This window comes from Streptomyces sp. NBC_00582, from assembly GCF_036345155.1.
Lineage (GTDB): Bacteria > Actinomycetota > Actinomycetes > Streptomycetales > Streptomycetaceae > Streptomyces.
On sequence record NZ_CP107772.1, the window covers coordinates 8,547,422 to 8,573,714 of the forward strand.

Sequence of the window (26,293 nt, forward strand, 5' to 3'; positions counted from 1 at the left end):
GCCGACCGCCGGAGGCGTTACGCGGCCTTTGCCTTGGTCGCATACATGTCCACGTACTCCTGCCCCGACAACCGCATGACCTCGGCCATCACGGAATCGGTCACCGCCCGCAGCACATACCGATCCCGGTCCATCCCGTCATAACGGGAGAACTCCATCGCCTCACCGAACCGGACGGTGACCCGCCCCGGCCGCGGCATCCCCGCCCCGCCCGGCTGCAACTTGTCCGTGCCGATCATCGCGAACGGAACGACGGGCGCCCCGGTCATCAGCGTCAGCCGCGCGATCCCGGTGCGCCCCCGGTACAGCCGCCCGTCGGGGGAGCGGGTCCCCTCGGGGTAGATCCCGAAGACCTTCCCCTCCTCCAGGACCCGCCGCCCGGTCATGAGCGCGGCCACACCCCCGCGGCCGCCGTCCCGGTCCACCGGGATCATGCCGACGCCGGTGAAGAACCAGGCCATCAGCCGGCCCTTGAGGCTCTTGCCGGTGACGTACTCGTCCTTGCCGATGAAGAAGACCTGCCGGTCGCACACGAGCGGCAGGATCATCGAGTCGATGAAGGTCAGGTGGTTGCCGGCCAGGATGACCGGACCGTCGCCCGGGATGTGCTCCACGCCCTCGACCCGGGGGCGGAACATCAGGCGCATGACCGGTCCGAGCACTGCCTTGATGAGCGCGAAGCGGGACAACGGGCCCTCCGATGCCAAGGGAAAACGGTATGAGTCTGTGCAGGTGAGGACGATACTCGCGGCCCCGGGGGTGGCGCACATCGGGTTCACCGAGGCCTTACGCACTGTTGACGTACGTTTACCTGGATGGCGGTACTTCCGCCCGCCCGTCACCCGCGCGGAACGCGCCCGGCACGCAGCGGGAACGCGGCAGGCAGCCAACGCCACGCAGCCGGACGAGCCCGGTACCGACCGCCTTCCCCGTCCCCGCGCGGGCATGCCGACGCCCCGTCACCTTCCGCCCGGCACCTGCCATCCACCGTCACCCGCGTGTTCGGACCGACGTCTCCCGACGGTCATGTCCACGCCCCTACGATCGGGCCGCACGAACGACCGACGGCAGGAGGGCCGCAATGGGATCGCAGGACGCATGGGAGCCGAACGAGCGGAGGACCACGGGCGGGACGACCGGACGGCGGGCGCTGCTCGGCGCGGCCGTGCTCGGTGCCACCGGAAGCGTTCTCGGCCTGGCCGGCACGGCCCACGCCACCGGGGCCCGCCGCCCGGGCAGGAGCGGACTGGAGAGCCTCCCGGTGCCGACGATCATCGGTCACCGCGGCGCGAGCGGCTACCGCCCCGAGCACACCTTCGGCTCCTACCAGCTCGCCCTCGACCTGGGCGCCGACATCGTCGAGGCGGGCGACCTGGTCCCCACCAAGGACGGCCATCTGGTCTGCCGCCACGAGCCGGAGATCGGCGGCACCACGGACGTCGCCGACCACAAGGAGTTCGCCGACCGCAAGACCACCAAGGTCCTTGACGGCGTCTCCACGACCGGCTGGTTCACCGAGGACTTCACGCTCGCCGAGCTGAAGACCCTGCGCGCGATCGAACGCATCCCGGCCAACCGCCCGCACAACACGCTCTACAACGGCCGCTGGGAGATCCCCACCTTCGAGGAAGTCCTGAAGTGGCAGGACGAGCAGACCCGCAGGCGCGGCAAACAGGTCTGGATCTATCCCGAGACCAAGCACCCCACCTACTTCCGCAAGCTGGGCCTCGGCCTGGAGGAGCGGGTCGCCAAGCTACTGCACAAGCACGGCAAGGACAGGAAGCACTCGCCCGTCATCCTCCAGTCGTTCGAGCCGAGCAGTATCCAGCGCCTGAACAAGCTGGTCGACAACCCGCTGGTGGTGCTGCTGTCCGCCGCGAACACCCGCCCCTGGGACTTCGTCGAGGCCGGTGACCCGCGCACGGTCGCCGACCTGATCACCCGGAGCGGCCTGCGGGAGATCGCCGGCTACGCCCAGGGCATCGGCCCCACCCTCGACCTGGTCATCCCGAAGGACGCGAACGGCAACCTCACCACCCCCACCACCCTGGTGAAGGACGCCCACGCCGTCGGCCTGCTCCTGCACCCGTACACCATGCGCAACGAGAACCCGTTCCTGCCGGCGAACTTCCGCAAGGGCACCGACGCGGACGCGTACGGCGATGTCTTCGGCGCCTTCCGCACCTACTTCGCGACCGGCATCGACGGTGTCTTCACCGACAACGCCGACACCGGCGTCCTGGCCCGCGAGGACTTCGTCAACGGCTGAGTCCCCGTTGGAGTGACATCCGGCCGCGCGGGCAACCAGCCGCCCGCGCGGCCGCATCGTCCGGCACATGACGCACGACCTGCTCACCGACCTCGGCCCCCTGCTCACCGCCGAGGCCTTTGCCGAGGCCCACGCCACGGGCACCGAACCCGGAGACCTGGAACAGGCGGTCTGGCTCCGCCTCCTGGAGCACCTCGCCACCGACGGCCCGCCGCCCGACCCCCAGAGCTGGCTGCGCCGGGCCGTGCGCGCGGAGGTCCGCCGCACCCGCCGCACGACCCGCTTCGAGCAGCCGTACGACACCGACCCGGCCGACGACCGCGACCGCGGCCCCGAGCAGCTCGCCCTCGCCGCCGCCCGCCGCCGCGCCCTGCGTGAGGCCGTGCACCGCCTGCCCGGCCGTTGCGCCCGCCTCCTGGACGCGTTCCTCTCGCCCGAGGACCCCACCTACCGGCAGATCGCGGGCGAGTTGGGTATCTCACAGGGAAGTCTCGGCCCGGAACGTTCCAGATGTCTGGGATGTCTGAGGCGTTTGCTTGCACCGGAGGTTGCGGCCCGCCAACTGCGGGGATAGGAGTGAAGGACCCAAGGCGATCAGGTGAGCGGGAGGCGTGCGCACATGGGCATGAGCGTGACCATCTCGGTGGCGACCGAGCAGGATGCCGAGCAGATCTTCGTCCTGCAGTACCTGTGTTTCCAGAGCGAAGCCGCGCTGTACGGCAACTACCGCATCGCCCCGCTCGTCCAGACCCTGGACTCGGTCAAGGAGGAACTCGCCTCCGACTGCGTCTTCGTGGCCCGGCTCGGCGACGAGGTGGTCGGTTCGGTCCGCGGGCACGTCACCGAGGACGGCGCCGCCTCGATCGGCAAACTCTGCGTCCACCCCCGCCTCCAGGGCCACGGCATCGGCGCCCGCCTGCTGCGCGCCGCCGAGGCCGCGCTCGCCGAGGAGCGCGGCGCCAAGAAGTTCCGCCTCCATACCGGCCACCGCAGCGAGGGCAACCTCCGCCTCTACCGCCGCGTCGGCTACGAGACGGTGGGCACGGCCGAGGGCGCGGACGGAGTACCGATGATCGTCCTGGAGAAGGTGGCGGGGGAGTACGCGAAAACGGCGTGACGTCAGGCGCTTCGGTCTTTCAGGGGCGCGGGGAACCGTGCGACGAGCCACAGCGCACCGGCAGCCGCCGACGCCCCTCGCCCCTCAGCCGACCCGCTCCGCCCGCGCCTTCCGCAACCAGTAGAGGGCGGACAGCGGCAGCAGCACGGGAATGAACACGTACCCCATCCCGTAGTCCGACCACACGGTCGCGTCGGGGAAGGCGGACGGCTCCACCAGGGTCCATGTACCGACGACCAGCACCCCCGCCAGCTCGGCGGCGCAGCACACCTGCGCCGCCCGCCGCGCCGTCTCCCCGCCCCGCACCAGCGAGTACGTGATGAACCCGTACACCACGCCCGCGACGGCCGACAGCGCGTACGCGAGCGGCGCCCGGTCGAACTCCGTCGCGATCTGGTACACCGACCGCGACACCGCGCCGACGACCATCACGCCGTAGAACCACACCAGCACCAGGCCGGGCCCGCCGATCAGCCGGGCCGGCTTCTCCTGAACGGCCGTCATCTCAGCCTCCCCAGATGTCGTAGAGCCGCACTTCCAGCACCGCGAGCACGACCGCCGACGCGGCGACGGTCACCGACCCCCACCGCGTCCGCTCCGACAGCGACATGAGCCCCGCCGCCGGCACGCATGCGAAAGCGCCCAGCAGATACGCCACGAAGATCGTCGTGCCCTGCGCCGGCTTCTGGCCCCAGGCCAGCAGGACGACCCCGATCACGAGCTGCGTCAGCGCCAGCACCGAGACCACGGCCATCCCCATGAAGTGCCAGTCCTTCGTCGGCTGGTCACGATGGGCCGCCCAGCCGCACCAGGCGGCGAGCAGCAGCGCGGCGACGCCGGTCACCAGCGTCAGGACATCAAGCATGCGGTGACCCTATTACGCCGTATGCGCCACCCCGCGTCCGGCCCCGCGTCGGCGATGCCTGTCCACGGCCGTCCAACATGCGGACAAGCGTTTCTTTGTCAGTACCGTACGTCTGCTTTACTGATGCACATGACCACGACGAGCAGCCGCACCCTTGCGACCGAGGCGATCCTGACGCCCGGCGTGCGCTGTATGTGTCGTATGTGTCGAATGCGCGCCTGCTAGCGGGCCCCGCACCCCCCCCAGAGCCTCCGCTCCGCGCACCCGTTCTCTCCGGGAAACCCCGGCCGGAGACGTGCCGCGTCCTGAACGAACGCACCCGTGCGCCCGGGCACACCCACGCCCGCGCACTCGACAGTGACGGAAATCCACGTGATCACCACCACGGCCTTGACCAAGGTCTACCGCTCGCGCGGCCGTGAGGTCACCGCCCTCGACGGCGTCGACCTGCACGTCCGCGAAGGCGAGGTGTACGGCGTCATCGGCCAGTCCGGCGCCGGCAAGTCCTCGCTGATCCGCTGCGTCAACCTCCTGGAGCGCCCCACCGCCGGCACGGTCACCGTCGACGGCCAGGACCTCACCGCCCTCGTCGGCCGCGGACCGCGGGCCGGCAAGGAGCTGCGGCAGGCGCGCAGCCGGATCGGCATGGTCTTCCAGCACTTCAACCTGCTGTCCTCCCGGACCGTCCAGGACAACGTGGAACTCCCGCTGGAGATCCTCGGGGTCTCCGGCAAGGAGCGCTCCCGCAAGGCGCTGGACCTGCTCGACCTGGTCGGACTCGCCGACAAGGCCACGTCCTACCCCGCCCAGCTCTCCGGCGGCCAGAAGCAGCGCGTCGGCATCGCCCGCGCCCTCGCCGGCGACCCCAAGGTGCTGCTGTCCGACGAGGCGACCAGCGCCCTCGACCCGGAGACCACCCGCTCCATCCTCCAGTTGCTGCGCGACCTGAACCGGCAGCTCGGCCTGACCGTCCTGCTCATCACCCACGAGATGGACGTGGTCAAGTCGGTCTGCGACTCCGCCGCCCTCATGCAGCGCGGCCGGATCGTGGAGTCGGGCACGGTCGGCGAACTGCTCGCCACCCCCGGCTCCGAACTGGCCGCCGCGCTCTTCCCGGTCGGCGGCGAGGCCACCGGCGAGGACCGCACCGTGGTCGACGTCACCTTCCACGGCGAGAGCGCCACCCAGCCGGTCATCTCCCAGCTCTCGCGCACCTACAACATCGACATCTCCATCCTCGGCGCCGCCATCGACACCGTCGCCGGCCTCCAGGTCGGCCGGATGCGCATCGAACTGCCCGGCCGCTACGAGGACAACGTCGTACCGATCGGCTTCCTGCGTGAACAGGGCCTGCGGATCGACGTCGTGGGAGAGCCGCAGCTGGTCAAGGAAGGTGCCAAGTGACCTGGTCGGAGATGCAGCCCCTGCTGGAGCAGGCCTGTTGGGACACCCTCTACATGGTCGGCTGGTCCACCCTCATAGCCGTCGCCGGCGGACTCCCGCTCGGCCTCCTCCTCGTCCTCACCGACAAGGACGGACTCCTCCAGAACGCCGTCGCCAACAAGGTGACCGGGCAGGTCGTGAACATCGCCCGCTCCATGCCGTTCATCATCCTGATGGTGGCGCTGATGGGCTTCACCCGCACGATCACCGGGACGACCATCGGCCGCGAGGCCGCCATCGTGCCGCTCGCCATCGGCGCCGTCCCGTTCTTCGCACGCCTGGTCGAGACGGCTGTCCGCGAAGTGGACGGCGGGCTCGTCGAGGCCGTGCAGTCGATGGGCGGCACCACCTGGACCGTCGTACGCAAGGTCCTCGTGCCCGAATCCCTCCCCTCACTCATCTCCTCCACGACCACCACGGTCGTCGCCCTCATCGGCTACTCCGCCATGGCCGGCACCGTCGGCGCCGGCGGCCTCGGCGACATCGCCATCCGCTACGGCTACCAGCGCTTCGAGACCGAGCTGATGTGGATCACCGTCGCGATCCTCGCCGTCGTGATCTCCCTCATCCAGTTCGCCGGCGACTGGGCCGCCCGCTCCCTGCACCGCCGCGGCGGCCGCTCCGGCGCCGCCCCGAAGCTGCGGCTGCTCAAGACCGAGGACCCGGCCGCCGCCGAGGTGAGCAAGGCCGCATAAGGCCTCCCCGACTCCCCGCACACCCACAGCGGGGCCGCACCACCCCTAGGAAAGGCACTTTTCGTGCGTAACACCGCCAAGATCACCACCGCCGTCCTCGCCGCCGGAGCCCTCACCCTCGGGCTCAGCGCCTGCGGCTCGGACAAGGACAGCGGCAGCACCGACGCGAACGCCACGCTGACCGTCGCCGCGACCCCCACGCCGCAGGGCGAGATCCTCGCCTACATCAAGGACAACCTCGCCGCGAAGGCCGGCCTCAAGCTGGAGGTCAAGGAGTTCACCGACTACGTGACCCCCAACACGGCCGTCCAGCAGGGCGAGGTCGACGCCAACTACTTCCAGCACCAGCCGTACCTCACCGACTTCAACAAGAAGAACGGCACCGACATCGTCGCCGTCCCCGGCGCGACCGTGCACCTGGAGCCGCTCGGCCTGTACTCGCAGGGCGTCAAGAAGCTCGACGACCTGAAGAAGGGCGCCACCGTCGCCCTGCCGAACGACACCACCAACGAGGCCCGCGCGCTGAAGCTGCTCGAGGCCAACGGCCTGATCGAGCTGAAGTCCGGCGCCGGCTACGACGCCACCCCCAAGGACGTCACCTCCAACCCGAGGAACCTGGAGTTCAAGGAGCTGGAGGCGGCCCAGCTGCCGCGCTCCCTCGCCGACGTCGACGCCGCGGTGATCAACGGCAACTACGCGCTGGAGGCCGACCTCAGCCCCGCCAAGGACGCCCTGGTCGCCGAGTCCCCCAAGGACAACCCGTACGCCAACTTCCTCGCCGTGAAGAAGGGCGACGAGGACGACCCGCGGATCCAGAAGCTCGCGAAGCTGCTGACCTCGGCCGAGGTGAAGAAGTTCATCGAGGACACGTACGACGGCGCCGTCGTCGCCGCGTTCTGACCGCTCCCGCCGGTCACCTCCGCAACCCACGGGGTCCGCTCCCTCACGAAGGGTGGGGACCCCGTGGTGCCGTTCAGTGCTTTCATGCTGCATGCTGGGCAGTTCAGCGGGTCCTGACGGTCCGGTAGGTACGGGACGGTCGGACACCGGGGTTTCGAAGGCTACGGAGCGGCTTCATGACGAGCACCTTCCCCACCATCTCCATCAGCACGGAGCGGTTGGTGCTGCGTCCCCTCGACGAGGACGACGTGCCCGCCCTCGCCGAGATGATGAACGACGAGCAGATCGGGGCCTGGACGGACGTCCCCCAGCCCTACGGCGAACAGGCCGCCCGCCGCTGGATCACCGAGGACGCCCCCGACGACCGCACGGCAGGACGGGGCCTCGACCTCGCCGTCACCGAGTTCCTCACCCAACGGCTCGTCGGCGTCATCCGGCTCGCCAGGACCGACTGGCACGTCCGGTCCACCGAACTGTCCTACATCGTCGCCTCCTGGGCCCGCGGCGAGGGCTACGCCTCCGAGGCCGCCCTGGCCACCGCCCAGTGGCTGTTCACCGACCAGAAGTTCGAACGCATCGAGCTGCGCACGGCCGCCGACAACACCGCCTCCCAGCAGGTCGCGCAGAAGATCGGCTGTATCAGCGAAGGCGTCCTGCGAGGCGCCTGCATAGCGCGCGCCCGCGCCGAGGACGGCAGCTGGACCGAGGTCCGCACCGACTACATCGTGTGGAGCCTGCTGCCCGAGGACATCGAGGGCGCCGCGGACCAGCTCGCCGAGGGCGCCGGCTTCACCTCGTACACCGACTGGAACTGACTCCCCGGACGGTGATCGGGCAGCTCCCCGGCCCGCGCGACCAGGTACGCTCACGGAGCCCGCTGCCTGCGTGAACCCCCGGGAGACTGACGACGATGGCCGACCGCGTCACGGTGATCGGCTGGGACGGCTCGCCGCTGACCGCCGCGGCCCGCTCGGCACTCGGCGCCGCCACCCTCGTGGCCGGCGCGGCCCACCACCTGGCGCTGCCCGAGATACCGCCCGCCGCCGAGCGCATCCGCCTGGGCAGCGTCTCCCTCGCCGCCCGCCGCATCGCGGGCCACCGGGGCACCGCCGTGGTCCTCGCCGACGGGGACCCGGGCTACTTCGGTGTCGTACGCACCCTGCGGGCCCCCGAGTTCGGCCTGGAGGTCGAGGTCGTCCCGGCCGTCTCCTCCGTCGCCGCCGCTTTCGCCCGCGCCGGAATGCCCTGGGACGACGCCCAGGTGGTCGTCGCCCACCGGCGCACCCTGCGCCGCGCCGTCAACGTCTGCCGCGCCCACACCAAGGTGGCCGTCCTCACCTCGCCCGGCGCCGGCCCCGCCGAGCTCGGCCTGCTCCTGGAGGGCGTCCACCGCACCTTCGTGGTCTGCGAGGAACTCGGCACCGACCGCGAGCGGGTGAGCGTCCTCACCTCCGACAAGGCCGTCGACCACACCTGGCGCGACCCCAACGTCGTCATCGTCATCGGCGGCCCGGCGAGCGCCGGCGGCGACGGCGACTGGATCGCCGGACGCGACCCGGCCACCGGCGCGCGCGGCTGGGCCCTGCCCGCCCAGGCCTACGGCGGCGGCCTCGCCGAGGGGGAGTCGGACCTGCTGCGGGCGGCCCAACTCGCCCGGCTCGGACCCCGCGTCGGGGACCTCGTCTGGGACATCGGCTGCGGCAGCGGCGCCTTCGCCACCGAGGCCGCGCGCACCGGCGCGGCCGTCCTCGCCGTCGACCACGACCTCCAGGCCTGCGCCCGCACCGACGCCACCGCGCGCCGCCACGGCGTCCAGCTCCAGATCGTCCGCGGCAGGGCCCCGCACGTCCTGGAGAACCTGCCCGAACCGGACGTCGTCCGCGTCGGCGGCGGAGGAGCGGCCGTCGTCTCCGCGGTCGCCGACCGCCGCCCGCAGCGCATAGTGACCCACGCGGCGACCCGTGACGCCGCCGAACGCGTCGGCCGCGACCTGACCGAGCACGGCTACGGCGTCGAGTGCGCCCTCGTCCAGTCCGTCCAACTCGACACGCGGCTGTGGACGGAGACCGAACGGAGCGTCGCGTTCCTGCTCAGCGGGGTTCTCCCGGACCGCCGGACGTGACCCGGTTCGCCCTCCCGGTGATCCTGTTGTCGTACCGCTCGCGGTAGGCTGAACGATCGTCGTACCGCTTCCGTTCGCCCGGCACTTCGTCGGCCAATGTCCGGAAAACACATCCCTTTTGGGCTGTGTGTGGTACGGCAGAACCGGAGCGCGCGCAACGTGGCGCAGTCCACAGTGGAGCGACGGAGATCAACCTGTCGCGAGGCGACGGCGAACGGGACAATGCCACTGAATGGCTTTGTCGCTTTTTCAGGCGGTCGTTCGTGCCGCTGGGCCCGGACGCTCGTTCTTCACTACGGGGCGATCGGTGCGCCGTTCCGGGTGAGCTGGTCGTAGGAGCACTAAACCGATGGGCGAGGGGTACGCATGACCGACACCGGCCAGGTCCCGGGCGAGGGGCTGCCGGAGAACGCAGGCACGGTGGAACAGCCGAGCGCCCCCGCGCACGGCGCGTACACCTACCTCTCCGAGACCACCGCCGAGGACGAAGACCTGTTGCTGCTGCCGGGCGCCCAGAGCGCCTGGGGCAACGAGGTGGCGCCGCCCGCACCCGAGCCGGTCGTCGAGACGGTCCACGAGCCCGGCCCGCACGAGCTCTCCGGCCGCGACAGCGGCTCGGTCGACCTCAGCGCCGTACGTCTGCCCGGTCCGGCCGCGCCCGCGCAGCCCGCCCCGCGCCGGCCCCTGCACCTGGGCCCGCCGATCCCCGACGCCTCCGCGAGCCCGGTCCGCTCCCTCGCCGACCGAGGCCCGGCCGGCGCCCCGGTCCGCCACCCGGCCCAGCCCGCCACCGGCCCCGAGTACCTCGACGTCCCTCCCCTGCGCGAGACGCCCCCACAGGGCGCGGCGCCCTGGGGACCCGCGGCTCAGGCGACCGCGCCGGTCGCCGCTCCGGTCGCGGCCCAGCCGGCCGCTCCGGCTGCCGCCGCCGCTCCGGCCCAGGGGCCGGTGTCGTCCGGGGTGACGACTGCGGAAACGGTTGTTCCGGTTCCGGCGGCGGAGCCGACGGCCACCCCGGAGCCCGGGCCGCTGAGCGTCGCCGACGCCGTCGTGGCCCGCGTGGCCACGGAGGCGATCGCCGCGACGAGCGGTGAGGGGGGCGGCGACGGTGACGCTGTCGGTGCCGCTCCCGCTGCCAGTGGGGATGCCGCTGCCGGTGGTGTCCTGCCCACGGCCCCTGCGGCGCAGGTCCCCGGAGCCGTGACCGCGGCTTCCGCCCAGGTGCCCGCGCCTGCCGCGCCCCAGCCGTTCTCTCCCACCGCGTCCGGGATCGTCGACACCGGCCAGCTCCTCGGAGCGGCTCTGATCGCCGAGGGCGAGCAGGACGTCTCCGACGAGGTGGAGGAGACGGCGCCGGTGGCCGGGGGCGAGGAGCCGGTCGGGTTCGTGGAGCCGGTCGCCGCGGTGCCGGTCGCCGCGGCGCCGACGTCCGTGCCGGAGGCTGCGCTTACGGCACCGGTCGAGCCCGTACCGGTCGAAGCGGTTCCTGCCGAGGTGGCTGAGGCCGCGGAAGGGAGCGCTGCCGAGGAGGCGCAGGCGCCTGAGGTGAGTGCCCCCGCCGCCGAGGTCGCGCAGGGGGAGGAGGCCGCCGTAGCCGAGGTGGCGCAGGCTCCCGCCGAGGCTGCTTCCGAGGCGGCCGAGGTCGCCGCCGAAGTGGCCGCCCCCGCTGCCGTGGACGCCCCCGTGGTGCCGGAGCCCGAGGCGGCGCCGCTGCCCGAGGCCGGCCCCGCCGAGGAGGCCGTGTCCGAGACGCCGGTTCCGGAAGAGGCCCCCGTGCAGGAGGCGGCCCAGGCCGTCGCGCCCACGCCCGGGACCGCGGCCCAGGCTCCCGAACCTGCCGCCCCCAGCGAGGCACCCGCACCGGCAGAGCCCGCGCAGGAAGCGGTGACCGTGGAGGTGGAGGCTCCCGCAGTAGCCGCCGCCGATGTCCCCGTGCCGGCGCAGGATGTCCAGGAGGACGCCGAGTCTCCGGCACCCGCGATCGTCCCTGACACCGTGCGACCCGTCGAAGACGTGCTCACGCCCGAGGCTGCGGCCGTCGCCGAGGCCGCACAGCCCGCCGAAGCCCCGCAGGCCGTCGACGCTCCGGCCGCACCCGTCGAGGCGGTGGCTCCCGTCGAGGCCGAAGCGGCTGAACCCGCCGTGCCCGCCGAGCCCGCGGTGGCGGCCCCGCCCGCCGAACAGGACACACCGCAGCCGCAGCCGCAGCCGCAGCCGCAGCCCGAGCCGGTGGCCGAGACCCACCCCGCCCCCGAGCAGGCGAAGCCCGCGGAGCCGACCGCAGAAGCGGAGCCGGAGCCGCAGCCGAGCCCTGAGGAGGCGGTGGCGCCCGAACCTGTCGCCCCGGCAGCCCACCAGCCGGACGAGGCATCTCAGATCCTGGACACCGCTGAGCCGGCCCCGGCCCCAGTGGCTGCCCCGCAGCCGGACGCGCCGACCGAGGCTGCCGCGGAGGCCCCCGTGCAGGCCCAACCGGTCCCGACCCCGACTCCCCAGCAGGACCAGCCGGACGAGCCGGACCAGCCCGCCGGCACCTTCGTACCGGTCGAGGGCACTGTGCCCACCACCCCGCACCTCGCCCCCACCCCGCCCCAGGGCGTGCAGCTCCTCCCGGACATCCCGCACCACGCCGAGACGCAGCCCGAGGCGGCGGCCGGGGCACCCGCGGAACAGCCCGAGGCACCGGTGGAGGCGGCCGCGGAAGAGCCCGAGGCGGTCCTCGTGCAGCCCGCCGTCGCGACGGCTGCCCCCACGGTCCCCACCGTTCCCGCCCCCCGTGCGGCCGATCCAGCTCCCGCCCCGGCGACCCCGGACCCGGAGCCCGAGGCCGACGTCCAGGCCGACCACGACCCCGAGGTCGCGCAGAACCCGGAGGACCTGGAAACCAGGGCCGCCGACCAGGAAGAGAGCACGGCCACCGTGGAAGAAGCCAGGGAGTCCACCGGTCCTGCCGCGCCCGCGTACGACGACGCCGAGCGCGAGGCCGTCCTGAAGGTCATGCGCGAGCGCCGTGACATCCGCAACGGCTTCCGCGACGACCCGATCCCGCACGAGGTGCTGCTGAGGGTCCTGGAGGCCGCCCACACCGCGCCGTCCGTCGGGCACTCGCAGCCCTGGGACTTCGTCGTGATCCGCTCCGCCGAGACCCGGCGCGCGATGCACGAACTGGCGATGCGTCAGCGCGACGCGTACGCCAAGTCCCTCCCCAAGGGCCGTGCGAAGCAGTTCAAGGAACTGAAGATCGAGGCCATCCTCGAGACCCCGGTGAACATCGTGGTCACCGCCGACCCGACCCGCGGCGGCCGCCACACCCTGGGCCGCCACACCCAGCCCCAGATGGCGCCGTACTCCTCCGCGCTCGCGGTCGAGAACCTCTGGCTCGCGGCACGCGCCGAGGGCCTCGGTGTGGGCTGGGTCAGCTTCTTCGACGAGCGTGAGATGGTCCGCGCCCTCGGCCTGCCCGAGCACCTCGAAGTGGTCGCCTACCTCTGCGTCGGCTACGTCGACGAGTTCCCGCCCGAGCCCGAGCTGATGCAGGCCGGGTGGGCCAAGCGCCGCCCGCTGTCCTGGGTCGTGCACGAGGAGACGTACGGCCGTCGCGCGCTGCCCGGCGAGGACCCGCACGACCTGCTCGCCGAGACCGTCGCCAGCGTCCGCCCGCTGGACGCCAAGGCGCTCGGCGAGGCGTGGGAGCGGCAGAAGCGGATGACCAAGCCGGCCGGCGCGCTCGGCATGCTGGAGATCATCTCCGCGCAGCTCTCCGGTCTGTCCCGGCAGTGCCCGCCGCCGATCCCGGAGCCCGCGGCCGTCGCGATCTTCGCGGGCGACCACGGCGTCCACGCCCAGGGCGTCACCCCGTGGCCGCAGGAGGTGACGGCCCAGATGGTCGCCAACTTCCTCGGCGGGGGAGCGGTCTGCAACGCCTTCGCGAGCCAGGTGGGCGCCGAGGTCTGCGTGGTGGACGTGGGCGTGGCCGCCGACCTCCCGGCGACCCCCGGCCTGCTGCCCCGCAAGGTCCGCGCCGGCACCTCCGACATGACCACGGGCCCCGCGATGACCCGCGAGGAGGCCAAGCAGGCCATCGAGGTCGGCATCGAGACCGCCCGCGACCTGGTGGCGGCTGGCAACAAGGCCCTGCTGACGGGCGAGATGGGCATCGCGAACACCACCGCGTCCGCCGCCCTCATCTCCGTGTTCACGGGCGCCGACCCCTCCGAGGTCACGGGCCGCGGCACCGGCATCAACGACGAGACCCTCGCCCGCAAGACCGAGGTGGTCCGCCGTGCCCTGGAACTCCACCAGCCGGACCCGGCCGACCCCATCGGCGTCCTGGCCGCGATCGGCGGCTTCGAGCACGCGGCGATGGTCGGCCTCCTGCTCGGCGGCGCGTCCCTGCGGACGCCGGTGATCCTGGACGGCGTCAGCGCCGGCGCCGCCGCCCTGGTGGCCCGCGCCATCGCCCCGGAGGTCCTCGCGGCCTGCATCGCCGGCCACCGCAGCGCCGAGCCGGGGCATGTGGCCGCCCTGAACAAGCTGGGCCTGCGCCCCTTGGTCGACCTGGACCTCCGCCTCGGCGAGGGCACCGGCGCGTTGTTGGCCCTGCCGCTGGTGCAGAGCACGGCGAGGGCCATGCACGAGGTGGCGACCTTCGACTCGGCGGGCGTCACCGAGAAGTAGGCGTGAGGGGCACCCGGGACGACGGTTCCGGGTGCTTTCTCGCTGAGGCGAGGTGCCCGACGGCCACATGGTGGCGGACCGCGGTGGTGCCACGGCCCGCACCCGGCCCGTGGTGCCCAGCCACCGGACACCTCAGCCGCCGAACCCCCGCACCCTTAAAATGTGCACGTCAGGGCAACCGCCAAGCCCCGGAGGAGCCGCACCCTCATGGCCGAACACCCCGCCTACCCCGTAGGCCTCCGCCTCACCGGCCGCAGGGTCGTCGTCCTCGGCGCCGGCCAGGTCGCCCAGCGCCGCCTCCCCGCCCTCATCGCGGCGGGCGCGGACATCCACCTCGTGTCCCCTGAAGCGACCCCCTCCGTGGAGGCGATGGCGGACGCGGGCGAACTCACCTGGCACAGGCGCCCCTACGCCGAAGGCGACCTCGCGGACGCCTGGTACGCCCTGATCGCCACCAGCGACCAGGAGGCCAACGCCCACGCCTCGGCCGAAGCGGAGCGCCACCGCGTGTGGTGCGTCCGCTCCGACGACGCCGACCGGGCGACCGCCTGGACCCCGGCCACCGGCACCAGCGAGGGCGTCACCGTCGCCGTCCTGACCACGGACGCCAAGGGCCGCGACCCCCGCCACACCGCCGCCATCCGCGACGCGGTGGTGGAGGGCCTGCGCGACGGCACCCTCGTCGCCCCCCACCACCGCACCCGCACCCCCGGCGTCGCCCTCGTCGGCGGCGGCCCCGGCGACCCCGACCTGATCACGGTCCGCGGCCGCCGCCTCCTCGCCGAGGCCGACGTCGTCATCGCCGACCGCCTCGGCCCCCGCGACCTCCTCGCCGAACTCCCCCCGCACGTCGAGGTGATCGACGCGGCGAAGATCCCGTACGGCCGGTACATGGCCCAGGAGGCCATCAACAACGCGCTGATCGAGCACGCCCGGCAGGGCAGGTCGGTGGTCCGCCTCAAGGGCGGCGACCCCTATGTCTTCGGCCGTGGCATGGAGGAACTCCAGGCCCTCGCCGAGGCCGGCATCCCCTGCACGGTCGTCCCCGGCATCTCCAGCTCCATCTCGGTCCCGGGCGCGGCCGGAATCCCCGTCACCCACCGCGGTGTGGCCCACGAGTTCACGGTCGTCAGTGGCCATGTCGCCCCCGACGACGAGCGCTCCCTGGTCGACTGGCCGTCCCTCGCCCGGCTCACCGGCACCCTCGTGATCCTGATGGGCGTCGACAAGATCGGGAAGATCGCCGAGACGCTCGTCGCCCACGGCAAGCCGGCCGAGACGCCCGTCGCCCTGGTCCAGGAGGGCACGACCGCCGCCCAGCGCCGCGTCGACGCGACCCTGGCGACGGTCGCCGAGACGGTACGGACGCAGGAGGTCAGGCCTCCCGCGGTCATCGTGATCGGCGAGGTCGTCGCGGTGGGCCCGGAGTCGAAGCCGGAGCCGGAGCCCGGACCGAAGACGTCGGCCTGACCAGGCCTGGCGTAACCCCGGGTAACACAACCCGTTCACAGCCGTTGGCACCACACCCAGGACAAGGCAGTATCACCCTGTGGCCGATCTCATCACCGTTGAGGACCCCGACGACCCGCGCCTGCGCGACTACACCGGCCTGACCGACGTCGAGCTGCGCCGCAAGCGCGAGCCCGCCGAGGGCCTGTTCATCGCGGAGGGCGAGAAGGTCATCCGGCGGGCCAAGGACGCCGGGTACGAGATGCGCTCGATGCTGCTCTCCGCCAAGTGGGTCGACGTCATGCGCGATGTCATCGACGAGCTCCCGGCCCCGGTCTACGCCGTCAGCCCGGAGCTCGCCGAACGCGTCACCGGCTACCACGTGCACCGGGGCGCCCTCGCCTCCATGCAGCGCAAGCCGCTCCCGACGGCCGCCGAACTCCTCCGGGTGGCCCGCCGGGTCGTGATCATGGAATCCGTAAATGATCATACGAACATCGGCGCGATCTTCCGTTCGGCGGCAGCGCTGGGCATGGACGCGGTCCTGCTCTCCCCGGACTGCGCCGACCCCCTCTACCGCCGCAGTGTGAAGGTCTCGATGGGCGCGGTCTTCTCCGTGCCGTACGCCCGACTCGACACCTGGCCCAAGGGCCTGGACTCGGTCCGTGAGGCCGGCTTCACCCTCCTCGCCCTCACCCCGGACGAGAAGGCCCGCTCCTTGGACGAGGCGGCCCCGCACCGTATGGACAGGGTCGCCCTGATGCTCGGCGCCGAGGGCGACGGCCTGTCCACCCAGGCCCTGGTCGCCGCCGACGAATGGGTCCGCATCCCGATGTCCCACGGCGTCGACTCCCTCAACGTGGGCGCGGCGGCAGCGGTCGCCTTCTACGCGGTGGCGACGGGCCGCCCCCGAAGCTGACGGGTCGTCCTACTCCCCGCCGACGGGGGGAGCGTGCGGCGGGGACTGCGACAGCCGTGCCTGATGCCGTACGACGCCGTCCTTGCCGCCGAGCCCACGGGCCGGCCCCTGGCAGCCCTGGACGATGCCGATGCCCAGCGCGACCAGCAGCGTCACCACGACGAAGACGAACAGCCGCTGGCGCAGCAGCCGTGGATTGGCGGGCCGACGACCGGTCCCCGTGTTCCTCGGCCCCGGCCGCCCGGCCCCGCTGCGGGGTGCGGGCCGGCTGCCGCTGCCGCCGGGACGACCGCCGCGCGAGGAGGGGGAGGGGCGGCTTCCGGACCGCGAGGCGGAGGAGCCACCGCCACCACCCCGTGAGGCACTTCCGCCCCGGGAGGGAACCCCACCCCGAGAGGGAGCCGCCCCACGGGAGGAGGAGGCTCCACCCCGAGGCGCAGGAGTACCGCCCCCGGCCCCCTGACCGCCCCCGGCCCCCTGACCGCCCCCGTACCCGTGCCCGTGCCCGGCCCCTGGACCTGCTCCCGTACCCGCACCCGCTCCCGTCCCGGACGGGCCCGGCTGGCGCAGGGTGCGCTCGGGATAGCTGGAGTGGTTGAGCCGCCCGGTGGGCCGGTCCGCCTCGGCGGCCCTCGGCACCGGCGGTCGTGCGTCGCCCATCCCCTGGGCCTCGCGGGCGGCGATCTCCTTCAGCCGCAGCGAGAGATCGAGGGTGCTGGGCCGTTCCTCGGGGTCCTTCGCCAGACAGGCCCGGATCAGCGGGGCCAGGGCGTCGGCGACACCGTGCAGATGGGGCTCCTCGTGCACTACTCGGTACAGCATCACCTCGGAACTGCCGTGCCCGAAGGGGGAGTCGGCCGTGGAGGCGTAGGCGAGGGTGGCGCCGAGGGAGAACACGTCCGTGGCCGGGGTGACGGCGGCTCCCCGCACCTGTTCGGGCGCGAGGAAGCCGGGGGAGCCGACGGCCGTGCCGACATGGGTGAGCGTCGAGGCGCCGGTCGCCCAGGCGATGCCGAAGTCGATGATCCGCGGCCCCTTGGGGGACAGCAGGATGTTGGAGGGTTTGAGGTCCCGGTGCACGACCCCGGCCTCGTGGACGGCGACGAGCCCCTCCGACAGCGCGGCCCCGATCGACGCGAGCTCGGCGGCCCCGAGCGGCCCCTCGTCGTTGACCTTGTCGTGGAGCGAGGGCCCGGGAACGTACTGGGTGGCGAACCACGGCCGGTCGGCGTCGAGATCCGCGGCGACCAGCCGGGCCGTGCATCCGCCCCGGATCCGGCGGGCGGCCGACACCTCGCGCGCGAAGCGCGACCGGAACTCCTGGTCCTCCGCCAGATCGGGCCGGATCACCTTCAGCGCGACCCGCTGGCCCTTCTTGTCGGAACCCAGATAGACGACACCCATCCCGCCCGCGCCGAGCCGTCGGTGAAGCTTGAACGAGCCGACGACGCGCGGGTCCTCGCGCCTCAGGCGCATCATCGCCATGTTCATCCCCGCTGCCCGGTCCGTGTGACGTGGCACAGCTTACGTTTCCACGGCCGCTCGCGCGCAGAGGCCGCGCCCTCTCGTCCCGATCGATTGTCAGTGCCTGGTGGGAGACTTGAAGAGTGGTCAGAGGGCTTGAGAACAGGCGCCTTTTGACCCTGCTGTGACCTCAACCACCTGTCACAGAAGGGGGATTGGATCGGTGAAGGGCGACCGAGTGGAGATAGTCGTGGACGCCGGCGACACGACACGGACCTATGAGGTGGTGGCCGGCAGAGCGGGCCGCAGGGTGGAGACAGCGGTCCGTCGAGGGGTGGTGGAAGTGAGCGAAGTCACGCGGACCGGGACGGTCGTCCGTACCGCCCGTTTCATGGCCAACAGGGTCCTGGCCCTGGTCGAGCACCCGATCCCGCGCGAGGACAGCTCGGAAAAACCGTCCCCCACCGGACACCCCTACCGGGAGAACCCCGAGACCTAGGACTCCGTCTCCACCCAGGGGAGTACACCCCAGCTCAGGGCTCATCCTCCGGGAGGCCCGGCAATCGGTACGAGGGCATGACGTGCTCCGCCGGCCGCGCACCTAGATTTGAGGTCAAGCGGCGGGTGGCAGCACTCGTCCCCCGAGGTCAGACACCCGCCGCTGCCAAGGACAACCAAGACGGTCAGGAGAGGGACCATGGCCCACACGGCACCGCGGACCGTGCTCCGCACCCGCACTCGCCGCACGGGCCGCCGCCACCCCTTGGTGGCGACACTCATGGCCCTTCCCCTGGCGGCCCTGCTCCTCCTCGTCTTCGACGGCTGGGAGACAGTGGCCACACAGGCGTCGTCCGTGGGCGTGATGCTGGGGCGCTGAGCGGCGACCCCAGGCCCGAAAGAGCGGTTCGGGCGGGGACATCCACCCATGAAACCCCGTGGGGACGGGGGTGCGGCGGACGGCAAAAAATGCCGGCGCAGCTGGGGAGCTGCGCCGGCATTGCCGTACCCCAACACCCGCCATCGGAGAACAGGCCCCCTCCCCCCGGAGAAACCTCCACCGCCCGGCCCCACCCCGCATGCTCCAGCCCGCCCGCCCTTGGGAGGAGCCTCCACTGTCCGACGCCGGTGCGCGTGCGTCAGCCGGTCCGGCGTCCGGAGCGGCCTGCTCTGTCCGGCGCGGGTGCGCGTGTGTCAGCGCGCCCGGCGTCCGAGGCCGAGCGCCCCGCCATCCCCAGCCCCCACCCACCCGGAGGGGCCTGCACTGTCCGGCGCGGGTGCGCGTGCGTCAGCCGGTCCGGCGTTCGGAGCGGCCTGCACTGTCCGACGCCGGTGCGTGCTTCAGCCCGCCCGGCGTCCGAGGGCAAGCGACCTGCCATCCCCAGCCCCCACCCACCCGGAGGGGCCTGCACTGTCCGGCGCGGGTGCGCATGCTTCAGCCCGCCCGGCGTCCGAGGCCGAGCGCCCCGCCATCCCCAGCCCCCACCCACCCGGAGGGGGTGCGTGTGTTTCAGCCCGTCCGGCGTTTGAGGACGAGGCCCTTTCGGGGCCGATCGGGGGTCCAGGGGGCGGAGCCCCTTGGCGGGGTCGAAGGGGCGGAGCCCCTGGGGGATGGGCAGGGTAGGGGCGGCGGGGGCGAGAAACATCGAGGTCCAGGGACGGAGCGCCGCAGCGCAACACTCCGCGCCGTACCCTCACCACCAAACCCCGCACCACCCCAGGGAGCCCCGTGACCGCCACCCCCTTGCTCACCGCCCTCACGGCCCGAGCCAAGGCCAAGGCCCACCCGAACTCCCCCCACCACACCTGCCCCCGCCCCCGCCCCTGCCCCGCAGGGACCCTCGCCGACCGCGCCGACGCCACAGTCGTACGCCACGCAGACACGGTCGCGAAGGCCCACGCCCCCACCACCACGTCCACCGACCTCACCCCACGCCTGACCACCGCCACCCACCACCCCGACCTCCTCCTCCCCCCACTCACCCCCACCCCCGTCCCCCTGCACGGCCGTCTCGTCACCTTCTGGCCCTACGGCACCCCCGTGGACCCGGGCGACCCCGACGCGGCCCCCTGGGAGGAAGCCGCCACCCTCCTCGCCCGCCTCCACCTCACCCCCGCCCTCTCCACCCTCCCCCCGATGCGAGGCCCGGCCAAAGCAGCCCAGGCCGTCGCCCGCCTCCGGACCGCCGCAGCGCCCCCCGCCACCACCGCCCCCCTCCTCCACGCCTGGCACACCCTCCCCGCCTGGGCCCGCGCGGAGGCTCCCATGCCCGACACCACCACCCTCTGCCACGGCGACCTCCACCTCGGCCAACTCGTCCGCCACCCCGCCCCCGACGGCCCCTGGCGGCTGATAGACGTAGACGACCTGGGCGTGGGAGTGCCCGCCTGGGACCTCGCCCGCCCCGCCGCCTGGTACGCCTGCGGCCTGCTCCCACCCGAGGAGTGGACCCGCTTCCTGGACGCCTACCGCACCGCGGGCGGCCCCGCGGTCCCCGCGGACGGCGACCCCTGGCCCGCCCTCGACGTCCCCGCCCGCGCGCTCACCGTCCAGACGGCCGCCAGAGCGGTGACGAAGGCCATGGCCGAGGACCGGCCGCTGGACGAGGTCGAGCAGTGCCTCGTCGACGCGTGTGTCCGAATGGGTTCGGTACCTCCGCAGTTGCCGTCGAGATCCGCGAAGTAGGGTGCAACCGACCGCAGCCGGACAGAGTCTGTCCTGGCGGTACGCGAAACAGGACCGACCGGCGAGGAGTTGAGCCGAACCATGCAGTGCCCGAAGTGTCATGGACAGATGCACACATACAACCGCAACGGCGTACAGATCGAGCAGTGCGCCAACTGCCGGGGGATCTTCCTCGACTACGGCGAGCTGGAGGCGCTGACCCGCCTGGAGTCGCAGTGGACCCAGCCGGCACCCCCGCCGCCCGCCCCGCAGGCGTACCCGGCCGCTCCGCCCGCCCCCGCCTGGGGCGCTCCGCACGGTGGTGGCCACCACGGCGGCCACCACCGCCACAAGAGCTTCGGCCACATGCTGTTCTCGAGCTGAGCCACTCACGACGAAGCCCCCGGCCGTACGAGACGGCCGGGGGCTTCCGGTGTGTGGACGATACTGGGATTGAACCAGTGACCTCTTCCGTGTCAGGGAAGCGCTCTCCCGCTGAGCTAATCGTCCTCGGGACCGCGACCACGCCGAGGAGCGGATCACGAACACTGCGTGCGCGATACTGGGATTGAACCAGTGACCTCTTCCGTGTCAGGGAAGCGCTCTCCCGCTGAGCTAATCGCGCGGGTACGGATCGCGCCGCGATGTCCGGCGGATCCAGTGGACGATACTGGGATTGAACCAGTGACCTCTTCCGTGTCAGGGAAGCGCTCTCCCGCTGAGCTAATCGTCCTTGGAGGTGGAGACGGGATTTGAACCCGTGTAGACGGCTTTGCAGGCCGTTGCCTCGCCTCTCGGCCACTCCACCAGGAGTGTAGGGGACACGGAGTCCCCACGTTCCTTCGAGCGGACGACGAGGCTCGAACTCGCGACCTCAACCTTGGCAAGGTTGCGCTCTACCAACTGAGCTACGTCCGCTTGTCGTTTCGGTCCGCTCTCGCGTCCCGGCGACGTGTTGAACTCTAGCGGATTCCTGGGCCAGTACAAAAACGCGTTTGTGCAGCGTGCGCCCCTGCGGCCCCGCCCGGACCCGCACAAGACACGTCCCGGTCGGCTCGGGGTCGTACTCCGGACCTGCTCGGAGTCGTACTCCCGACCTGTTCAGGGCCCGCCAGGGAACCCCCTGAACCCACCCCGACCACCCCGCCTCCCACCCGACCTAGACTCGACACCGTGCTCGACCTGTCTCCTCTCGCCCGCTTCGGCGGCCGTGTCGCCACCGGCCTCCTCGACGTCACCGACGACCCGGCCGCTCTCGACTCCACCGGTTTCTGGGCCGTCTGCGCGGACTTCGAGGGCCGTGTCGTCTGCGCCCGCTTCGCCGACGTACGGCAGGAGCCGGTGCCGGCGCCCGAGCCGGGGGAGTGGCGGGGCCCCGCCGCCGGCGACTGGACGTCCTCGCTCGACCGCGCCGCGTACACCGCGGGTGTGCGCCGCATACGGGAGCACATCGCGGCCGGCGAGGTCTACCAGGCCAACCTCTGCCGCGTGCTCACGGCACCGGTCGCACCCGGCGCCGACGTCGACGCCCTGACCGCGCTGCTGGCCCGAGGCAACCCCGCCCCCTATGCAGGAACGATCCGCCTGCCCGATCACGGCGTGGAGATCGCCACCGCCTCTCCCGAGCTCTTCCTCCGCCGCGACGGACGGACCGTCGAGTCCGGCCCGATCAAGGGCACCGGCCGCACCGAGGCCGACCTCCTCGACAAGGACTACGCCGAGAACGTGATGATCGTGGACCTGGTCCGCAACGACGTCGGGCGCGTCTGCGCCACCGGCAGCGTGACCGTGCCCGATCTGTGCGCGGTCGAGAAGCACCCCGGACTGGTCCACCTCGTCTCCACGGTCCGCGGCGAACTGCGCGCCGACGCCGGCTGGCCCGAACTCCTCGACGCCGCCTTCCCGCCCGGCTCGGTGACCGGCGCCCCCAAGTCCAGTGCCCTGCGGATCATCGAGGCGCTGGAGACCGCGCCGCGCGGCCCGTACTGCGGCGGCATCGGCTGGGTGGACGCCGACCGGGGCACCGCCGAGCTGGCCGTCGGCATCCGTACCTTCTGGATCGACCGTGCCGAGGGCGTGCTGCGCTTCGGCACCGGCGCCGGCATCACCTGGGGCTCCGACCCCGAGGCCGAGTGGCTGGAGACCGAACTGAAGGCCGCCCGACTGCTCGCGGTAGCGTCGGGGACGTACGAGGTGAGTGAAGGGACCCTGAGGTGAAGATCTGGCTCGACGGCGGTCTGCAGGACATCGAGTCCGCCCGCGTCTCCGTCCTCGACCACGGCCTGACCGTGGGCGACGGCATCTTCGAGACGGTGAAGGCGACGGACGGGAAGACGTTCGCGCTGACCCGCCACCTCGACCGGCTGACCCGCTCGGCGCGCGGCCTCGGCCTGCCGGACCCCGACCACGACGAGATCCGCGCGGCCTGCGCCGCCGTCGTCGAGGCGAACCCGATGCCGCTCGGCCGCCTCCGGATCACCTACACCGGCGGCCACGGCCCCCTCGGCTCCGACCGCGGCGACCAGGGCCCCACCCTCGTCGTCGCCCTCGGCGACACCACCCGCCGCCCCGACTCCACCGCCGTGATCACGGTCCCCTGGACCCGCAACGAGCGGGGCGCGCTGACCGGCCTCAAGACGACCTCGTACGCCGAGAACGTGGTCGCCCTGGCCCGCGCGCACGAGGACGGCGCCTCGGAAGCACTCTTCGCCAACACCGTGGGACAGCTCTGCGAGGGCACCGGCTCGAACGTCTTCGTCGTCCTGGACGGCGAGATCCACACCCCGCCGCTCGCCTCCGGCTGCCTCGCGGGCATCACCCGCCAGTTGACCGTGGAGTGGACCGGCGCCAAGGAGACCGACCTGCCGTTCGACGTGCTGGAGCGCGCAGACGAGGTCTTCCTCACCTCCACCCTCCGCGACGTCCAGGCCGTCCACCGCGTCGACACCCGCGAACTCCCCGGCGCGCCGGGCCCGGTGACCGCGAAGGCGATGCGGATCTTCGACGAGCGCGCCGGGAACGACCTCGACCCGTAGACCCGTAGACCCGTAGAACCACTGCCCGTGGACCCTGAGGTGCGCGGCTGCGGAAAAAACGAGCTGACTTCGGTCGTTACGGCGGGTAGAAACCCCCTGATGACCACGACCCTGCGGCCGACCGAGCCGCTTCAGCGCGCTGCCGACGGGGCTCTGTCCCGCCACTTCCGGGTGTGTGTGAACAGCCGTCCCGTCGGAGCGGTCCGCGTCTCCACCGATCCGGCCTTCGGGCTGGCCGTCGCCCACATCGACGACCTGCACGTCGAGGAGCCGGACCGCGGTCGCGGCCGGGGCACGGTCGCCGCGCTCGCCGCCGAGGAGGTGGCCCGGGGCTGGGGCTGCCGACAGGTCGAGATCCGGGTGCCGGGCGATTCCGCGGCCGCGCTGCGGTTCGCGACCGCCCTCGGATACGTCCACCGCAACCGCGGCATGGAGAAGCAACTCGGCGCCGTGGCGCCCGAACTGCCGCGGGGCAGCCGGGCGCGGCCCATGACGGAGGCCGAGTACGGCCCGTGGGCCGAGCGCGGCATCGAGGAGTACGCGCAGGACTGGATCGACCGGGGGGTACCCGCCGAGCCCGCCCGGGCCAAGGCGCACGGGGACTACGCGCGGTCCCTGCCGCAGGGCCCGGCGACGGAGAACACCCGCATCAGCGTCCTGGAACACGAGGGCACCCCGGTCGGCGACCTGTGGCTGGCCTTCCCCGGCACCCTCCCCGGCGACAAGGCTTTCGTCTACAACGTCGAGGTCTACGAGGAGCGTCGCGGCCGGGGGCACGGCCGCTCCCTGATGCTGCTGGCCGAGGCGCAGACGCTGGCCGCCGGACGGCGGGTGCTCGGCCTCAACGTCTTCGCGGGCAACACCCCTGCCGAGCGGCTGTACGAGTCCCTCGGGTACGTGACCGTCGGCTACTCGATGTACAAGAACCTGCTCTGAGGCCCCGAAGGCTCTACGCGGTCCCGGCCAGCAGGCGGTCCGCGATCTCCTCGATGCGCTCGCGCAGCCCCTCCTGGCTCCTGCCGCCGTCCAGACGCTCGCCGCCGATGACATAGGTCGGGGTGCCGGTGACACCGATCGCCTTGCCCTCGGCCTGGTCGGCGTCCACGATCAGGATGTGCCGGCCGTCGATCAGCGCGGTGTCGAACTCCTCCGCGTCCAGGCCGAGTTCACCGGCGACCGTGACCAGGAAGGGTTCTCCCGTACGGTCCAGCTCCTCGACCCGGCCCAGTACGGCCTCGACGTACGCCCAGCCCCTGCCCTGCTCCAGAGCCTCCTCGGCGGCCTGCGCGGCGGCGAAGGCGTGCTTGTGCTTCTCCAGCGGGAAGTGCCGCAGCCGCAGCTCCAGCCGGTCGCCGTACCGCTCCCGCAGGGCGCGCAGGTCGACGAGGGCACCGCGGCAGTCCGGGCACTGCAGCTCGCACCAGACGTCCAGGACGACGGCGGGACGCGGGGCAGCCGGGCCGGACGCGGTGCCGGAAGCCGATGCGGAGGGGGAGGCGGGGGAGGAGTCGCTCATGGCACCAGTCTCCCAGCCGACGCCCGCCCGCCCCAATCCGGAGGGCCGCCCCGCATCCGGCCCGGGGCGCGCCGTCGGCCCGGACCCTGCTCCTCCCGTACGACTGCTCGGCGGCGCCGACCGGGTCCTGCGGAGGAGCCGACCCGGAGATGTCCCTGATGTCCGCCTCGGAGCATGGCCCGGGAGGGGGCCGGAGGTGCAGGATGGAAGGGACGAAGCGCCCGCCCGTGCGAGGCGCGGAGTCATGGTGTCCCTGCCCGAGTGAGCCCCGCCTGGAGGACCGGATGATTGCCGAGACCGTCTGTTCCGCCGTCGCCGTGGCCGGTCTGGGCATCGCCGCGGTCACGGCCTACCGCAAGCGTTTCCTGTCGGCCGCCCGGATCGCCGCCTACTCGCTCGTACCGCTCGGGCTGGTGATGACCGGTGTCGTCGAGTGGCTCGCCGACACCGCCTTCAGCCCGACCGCCTGGGCCGGCTTCGTGGTGCTGGGCTGCGCCTGGGCCCTGTTCGCGACCACGCGTGCCGTGGAGCGCCGCAGGGGCGGCGGCCGCGGTACGCGCAAGGAGCGCAAGGCGGCCGCCCGCGCCGGGCGGTCCGACGCCGTGGCTCCCGCGGCCTCGGCGCCCTCCCTGGGCCCGGCCGCGGCCCGCCCGGCTTCCCGACCGACATCCACCGCACGGGGCACCGACTCCGGCGACGACTTCAGCGACATCGAGGCGATCCTGAAGAAGCACGGCATATGAAGCGCGGGCCGCGCCCCATGACGGCCCATGACGGCTGACCGCTGCTGAAACGACACAGTCGGCCCGTCGGCGTGCGAAAACGATCACGGCTTGAAACCGACGTCACGGAATACTGCGAACACCCGCTCATTCCGGGCGCGTTGATCGCGTGGGACGCCTGGCCTGCGCCATCATCGCCCCGAGATGCTGGACACGAAACAAGGCGACACCGCGCCGCCTCAGGACGAGCCGCGAGGATGCCTCTTCGCCCTTTCCCAGCCACCGCTGATGATCTTCCTAGCGGTGATCGGGTGTCTGCTGCTCATTGCTTCGCTGCACGATCTGCTGCTGCTCTGAGCCGTACCCGCGGTACCCGGCGCCACCCGCCGGGACCGCGTCGGCACCGCCGAGGGTTGGTTCCCGGAGGGTTGGTTCCTC

The 26,293-nt window shown here is 72.5% G+C and carries 25 protein-coding genes and 5 tRNA genes; 20 read left to right on the plus strand and 10 right to left on the minus strand.

Going from position 1 to position 26,293, the window contains the following annotated elements; genetic code table 11:
* Positions 1-17: 17 nt before the first annotated feature.
* On the minus strand, positions 18-689 hold the full coding sequence (locus tag OG852_RS38670; RefSeq protein WP_133913638.1) for a lysophospholipid acyltransferase family protein: 672 nt from the start codon (positions 687-689) through the stop codon (positions 18-20).
* Positions 690-1,081: 392 nt separating this feature from the next.
* Between OG852_RS38670 and OG852_RS38675 the strand changes: the two genes are divergently transcribed.
* The 3 genes from OG852_RS38675 (at position 1,082) to OG852_RS38685 (ending at position 3,386) form a co-directional block, all read left to right on the plus strand.
* Complete coding sequence (locus OG852_RS38675; RefSeq protein ID WP_133913396.1) at positions 1,082-2,269, plus strand: glycerophosphodiester phosphodiesterase; 1,188 nt, start codon at positions 1,082-1,084, stop codon at positions 2,267-2,269.
* Between the two features lie 67 nt (positions 2,270-2,336).
* Positions 2,337-2,843, plus strand: a complete 507-nt coding sequence (locus tag OG852_RS38680; protein ID WP_330350317.1) for a sigma-70 family RNA polymerase sigma factor — start codon at positions 2,337-2,339, stop codon at positions 2,841-2,843.
* Positions 2,844-2,888: 45 nt separating this feature from the next.
* Positions 2,889-3,386 carry a GNAT family N-acetyltransferase gene (locus OG852_RS38685; RefSeq protein ID WP_330351572.1) on the plus strand — a complete coding sequence of 166 codons (498 nt, stop codon included), beginning with the start codon at positions 2,889-2,891 and terminating at the stop codon, positions 3,384-3,386.
* 84 nt (positions 3,387-3,470) lie between these two features.
* On the opposite strand, the gene OG852_RS38690 is transcribed toward OG852_RS38685, so the two are convergent.
* A complete protein-coding gene (locus OG852_RS38690) occupies positions 3,471-3,890 on the minus strand; it encodes a hypothetical protein (protein WP_133913393.1) in 420 nt (139 codons plus the stop codon).
* Between the two features lies 1 nt (position 3,891).
* Positions 3,892-4,251, minus strand: a complete 360-nt coding sequence (locus tag OG852_RS38695; RefSeq protein ID WP_133913392.1) for a hypothetical protein — start codon at positions 4,249-4,251, stop codon at positions 3,892-3,894.
* A 372-nt stretch (positions 4,252-4,623) separates the two neighbouring features.
* On the opposite strand from OG852_RS38695, the gene OG852_RS38700 reads away from it, so the two are divergent.
* The 8 genes from OG852_RS38700 (at position 4,624) to OG852_RS38735 (ending at position 16,456) form a co-directional block, all read left to right on the plus strand.
* A complete protein-coding gene (locus tag OG852_RS38700) occupies positions 4,624-5,655 on the plus strand; it encodes a methionine ABC transporter ATP-binding protein (RefSeq protein WP_133913391.1) in 1,032 nt (343 codons plus the stop codon).
* The gene (locus OG852_RS38705; RefSeq protein WP_133913390.1) at positions 5,652-6,389 is read left to right on the plus strand and encodes a methionine ABC transporter permease; all 738 of its coding nucleotides are present in this window, start codon (positions 5,652-5,654) and stop codon (positions 6,387-6,389) included. The genes OG852_RS38700 and OG852_RS38705 overlap by 4 nt, the downstream gene beginning before the upstream one ends.
* A 63-nt stretch (positions 6,390-6,452) precedes the next feature.
* Positions 6,453-7,289, plus strand: a complete 837-nt coding sequence (locus tag OG852_RS38710) for a MetQ/NlpA family ABC transporter substrate-binding protein (protein WP_133913389.1) — start codon at positions 6,453-6,455, stop codon at positions 7,287-7,289.
* 176 nt (positions 7,290-7,465) lie between these two features.
* Positions 7,466-8,104, plus strand: coding sequence for a GNAT family N-acetyltransferase (locus OG852_RS38715; RefSeq protein WP_133913388.1), 639 nt, complete (start codon positions 7,466-7,468; stop codon positions 8,102-8,104).
* Between the two features lie 95 nt (positions 8,105-8,199).
* On the plus strand, positions 8,200-9,411 hold the full coding sequence (cbiE, locus tag OG852_RS38720; protein WP_133913387.1) for a precorrin-6y C5,15-methyltransferase (decarboxylating) subunit CbiE: 1,212 nt from the start codon (positions 8,200-8,202) through the stop codon (positions 9,409-9,411).
* Between the two features lie 366 nt (positions 9,412-9,777).
* Entirely contained in the window at positions 9,778-14,088 is a 4,311-nt protein-coding gene (cobT, locus tag OG852_RS38725; RefSeq protein ID WP_330350318.1) for a nicotinate-nucleotide--dimethylbenzimidazole phosphoribosyltransferase, read from the plus strand.
* A gap of 207 nt (positions 14,089-14,295) precedes the next feature.
* A complete protein-coding gene (gene cobA, locus OG852_RS38730) occupies positions 14,296-15,558 on the plus strand; it encodes a uroporphyrinogen-III C-methyltransferase (protein WP_330350319.1) in 1,263 nt (420 codons plus the stop codon).
* Positions 15,559-15,637: 79 nt separating this feature from the next.
* Complete coding sequence (locus tag OG852_RS38735) at positions 15,638-16,456, plus strand: TrmH family RNA methyltransferase (RefSeq protein WP_133913383.1); 819 nt, start codon at positions 15,638-15,640, stop codon at positions 16,454-16,456.
* Between the two features lie 9 nt (positions 16,457-16,465).
* On the opposite strand, the gene OG852_RS38740 is transcribed toward OG852_RS38735, so the two are convergent.
* The gene (locus OG852_RS38740) at positions 16,466-17,947 is read right to left on the minus strand and encodes a serine/threonine-protein kinase (RefSeq protein WP_330351573.1); all 1,482 of its coding nucleotides are present in this window, start codon (positions 17,945-17,947) and stop codon (positions 16,466-16,468) included.
* A 196-nt stretch (positions 17,948-18,143) separates the two neighbouring features.
* Here OG852_RS38740 and OG852_RS38745 point away from each other — a divergent pair, with 196 nt between their 5' ends.
* The 4 genes from OG852_RS38745 to OG852_RS38760 all read left to right on the plus strand — a co-directional run bounded on the left by OG852_RS38745 (position 18,144) and on the right by OG852_RS38760 (position 20,966).
* Positions 18,144-18,419, plus strand: coding sequence for a hypothetical protein (locus tag OG852_RS38745; protein ID WP_133913381.1), 276 nt, complete (start codon positions 18,144-18,146; stop codon positions 18,417-18,419).
* Between the two features lie 198 nt (positions 18,420-18,617).
* Positions 18,618-18,797, plus strand: coding sequence for a hypothetical protein (locus tag OG852_RS38750; protein ID WP_133913380.1), 180 nt, complete (start codon positions 18,618-18,620; stop codon positions 18,795-18,797).
* A gap of 849 nt (positions 18,798-19,646) precedes the next feature.
* Positions 19,647-20,603 (plus strand): phosphotransferase family protein, encoded by a 957-nt coding sequence (locus OG852_RS38755; RefSeq protein WP_330350320.1) that lies wholly within the window; start codon positions 19,647-19,649, stop codon positions 20,601-20,603.
* A gap of 81 nt (positions 20,604-20,684) precedes the next feature.
* The gene (locus OG852_RS38760; RefSeq protein WP_330350321.1) at positions 20,685-20,966 is read left to right on the plus strand and encodes a TFIIB-type zinc ribbon-containing protein; all 282 of its coding nucleotides are present in this window, start codon (positions 20,685-20,687) and stop codon (positions 20,964-20,966) included.
* Between the two features lie 54 nt (positions 20,967-21,020).
* Here the strand turns inward: OG852_RS38760 and OG852_RS38765 are convergent.
* The 5 genes from OG852_RS38765 to OG852_RS38785 form a co-directional block, all read right to left on the minus strand.
* Positions 21,021-21,092, minus strand: a tRNA-Val gene (locus OG852_RS38765).
* Between the two features lie 43 nt (positions 21,093-21,135).
* Positions 21,136-21,207 (minus strand) — tRNA-Val (locus tag OG852_RS38770).
* 36 nt (positions 21,208-21,243) lie between these two features.
* A tRNA-Val gene (locus tag OG852_RS38775) sits at positions 21,244-21,315 on the minus strand.
* A 1-nt stretch (position 21,316) separates the two neighbouring features.
* Positions 21,317-21,390, minus strand: a tRNA-Cys gene (locus tag OG852_RS38780).
* Between the two features lie 37 nt (positions 21,391-21,427).
* A tRNA-Gly gene (locus OG852_RS38785) sits at positions 21,428-21,500 on the minus strand.
* Positions 21,501-21,755: 255 nt separating this feature from the next.
* Between OG852_RS38785 and OG852_RS38790 the strand changes: the two genes are divergently transcribed.
* The 3 genes from OG852_RS38790 to OG852_RS38800 all read left to right on the plus strand — a co-directional run bounded on the left by OG852_RS38790 (position 21,756) and on the right by OG852_RS38800 (position 24,553).
* Positions 21,756-22,799, plus strand: a complete 1,044-nt coding sequence (locus tag OG852_RS38790; protein ID WP_133913377.1) for a chorismate-binding protein — start codon at positions 21,756-21,758, stop codon at positions 22,797-22,799.
* On the plus strand, positions 22,796-23,617 hold the full coding sequence (locus OG852_RS38795; protein WP_133913376.1) for an aminotransferase class IV: 822 nt from the start codon (positions 22,796-22,798) through the stop codon (positions 23,615-23,617). The genes OG852_RS38790 and OG852_RS38795 overlap by 4 nt, the downstream gene beginning before the upstream one ends.
* Positions 23,618-23,716: 99 nt before the next feature.
* Positions 23,717-24,553, plus strand: coding sequence for a GNAT family N-acetyltransferase (locus OG852_RS38800; RefSeq protein WP_330350322.1), 837 nt, complete (start codon positions 23,717-23,719; stop codon positions 24,551-24,553).
* A gap of 13 nt (positions 24,554-24,566) precedes the next feature.
* Here the strand turns inward: OG852_RS38800 and OG852_RS38805 are convergent, their stop codons facing one another.
* Positions 24,567-25,133 (minus strand): DsbA family protein, encoded by a 567-nt coding sequence (locus OG852_RS38805; RefSeq protein WP_330350323.1) that lies wholly within the window; start codon positions 25,131-25,133, stop codon positions 24,567-24,569.
* Between the two features lie 284 nt (positions 25,134-25,417).
* Here OG852_RS38805 and OG852_RS38810 point away from each other — a divergent pair, with 284 nt between their 5' ends.
* On the plus strand, positions 25,418-25,876 hold the full coding sequence (locus OG852_RS38810) for a hypothetical protein (protein ID WP_330350324.1): 459 nt from the start codon (positions 25,418-25,420) through the stop codon (positions 25,874-25,876).
* 183 nt (positions 25,877-26,059) lie between these two features.
* Complete coding sequence (locus OG852_RS38815; RefSeq protein WP_166663568.1) at positions 26,060-26,212, plus strand: hypothetical protein; 153 nt, start codon at positions 26,060-26,062, stop codon at positions 26,210-26,212.
* Positions 26,213-26,293: the final 81 nt, after the last annotated feature.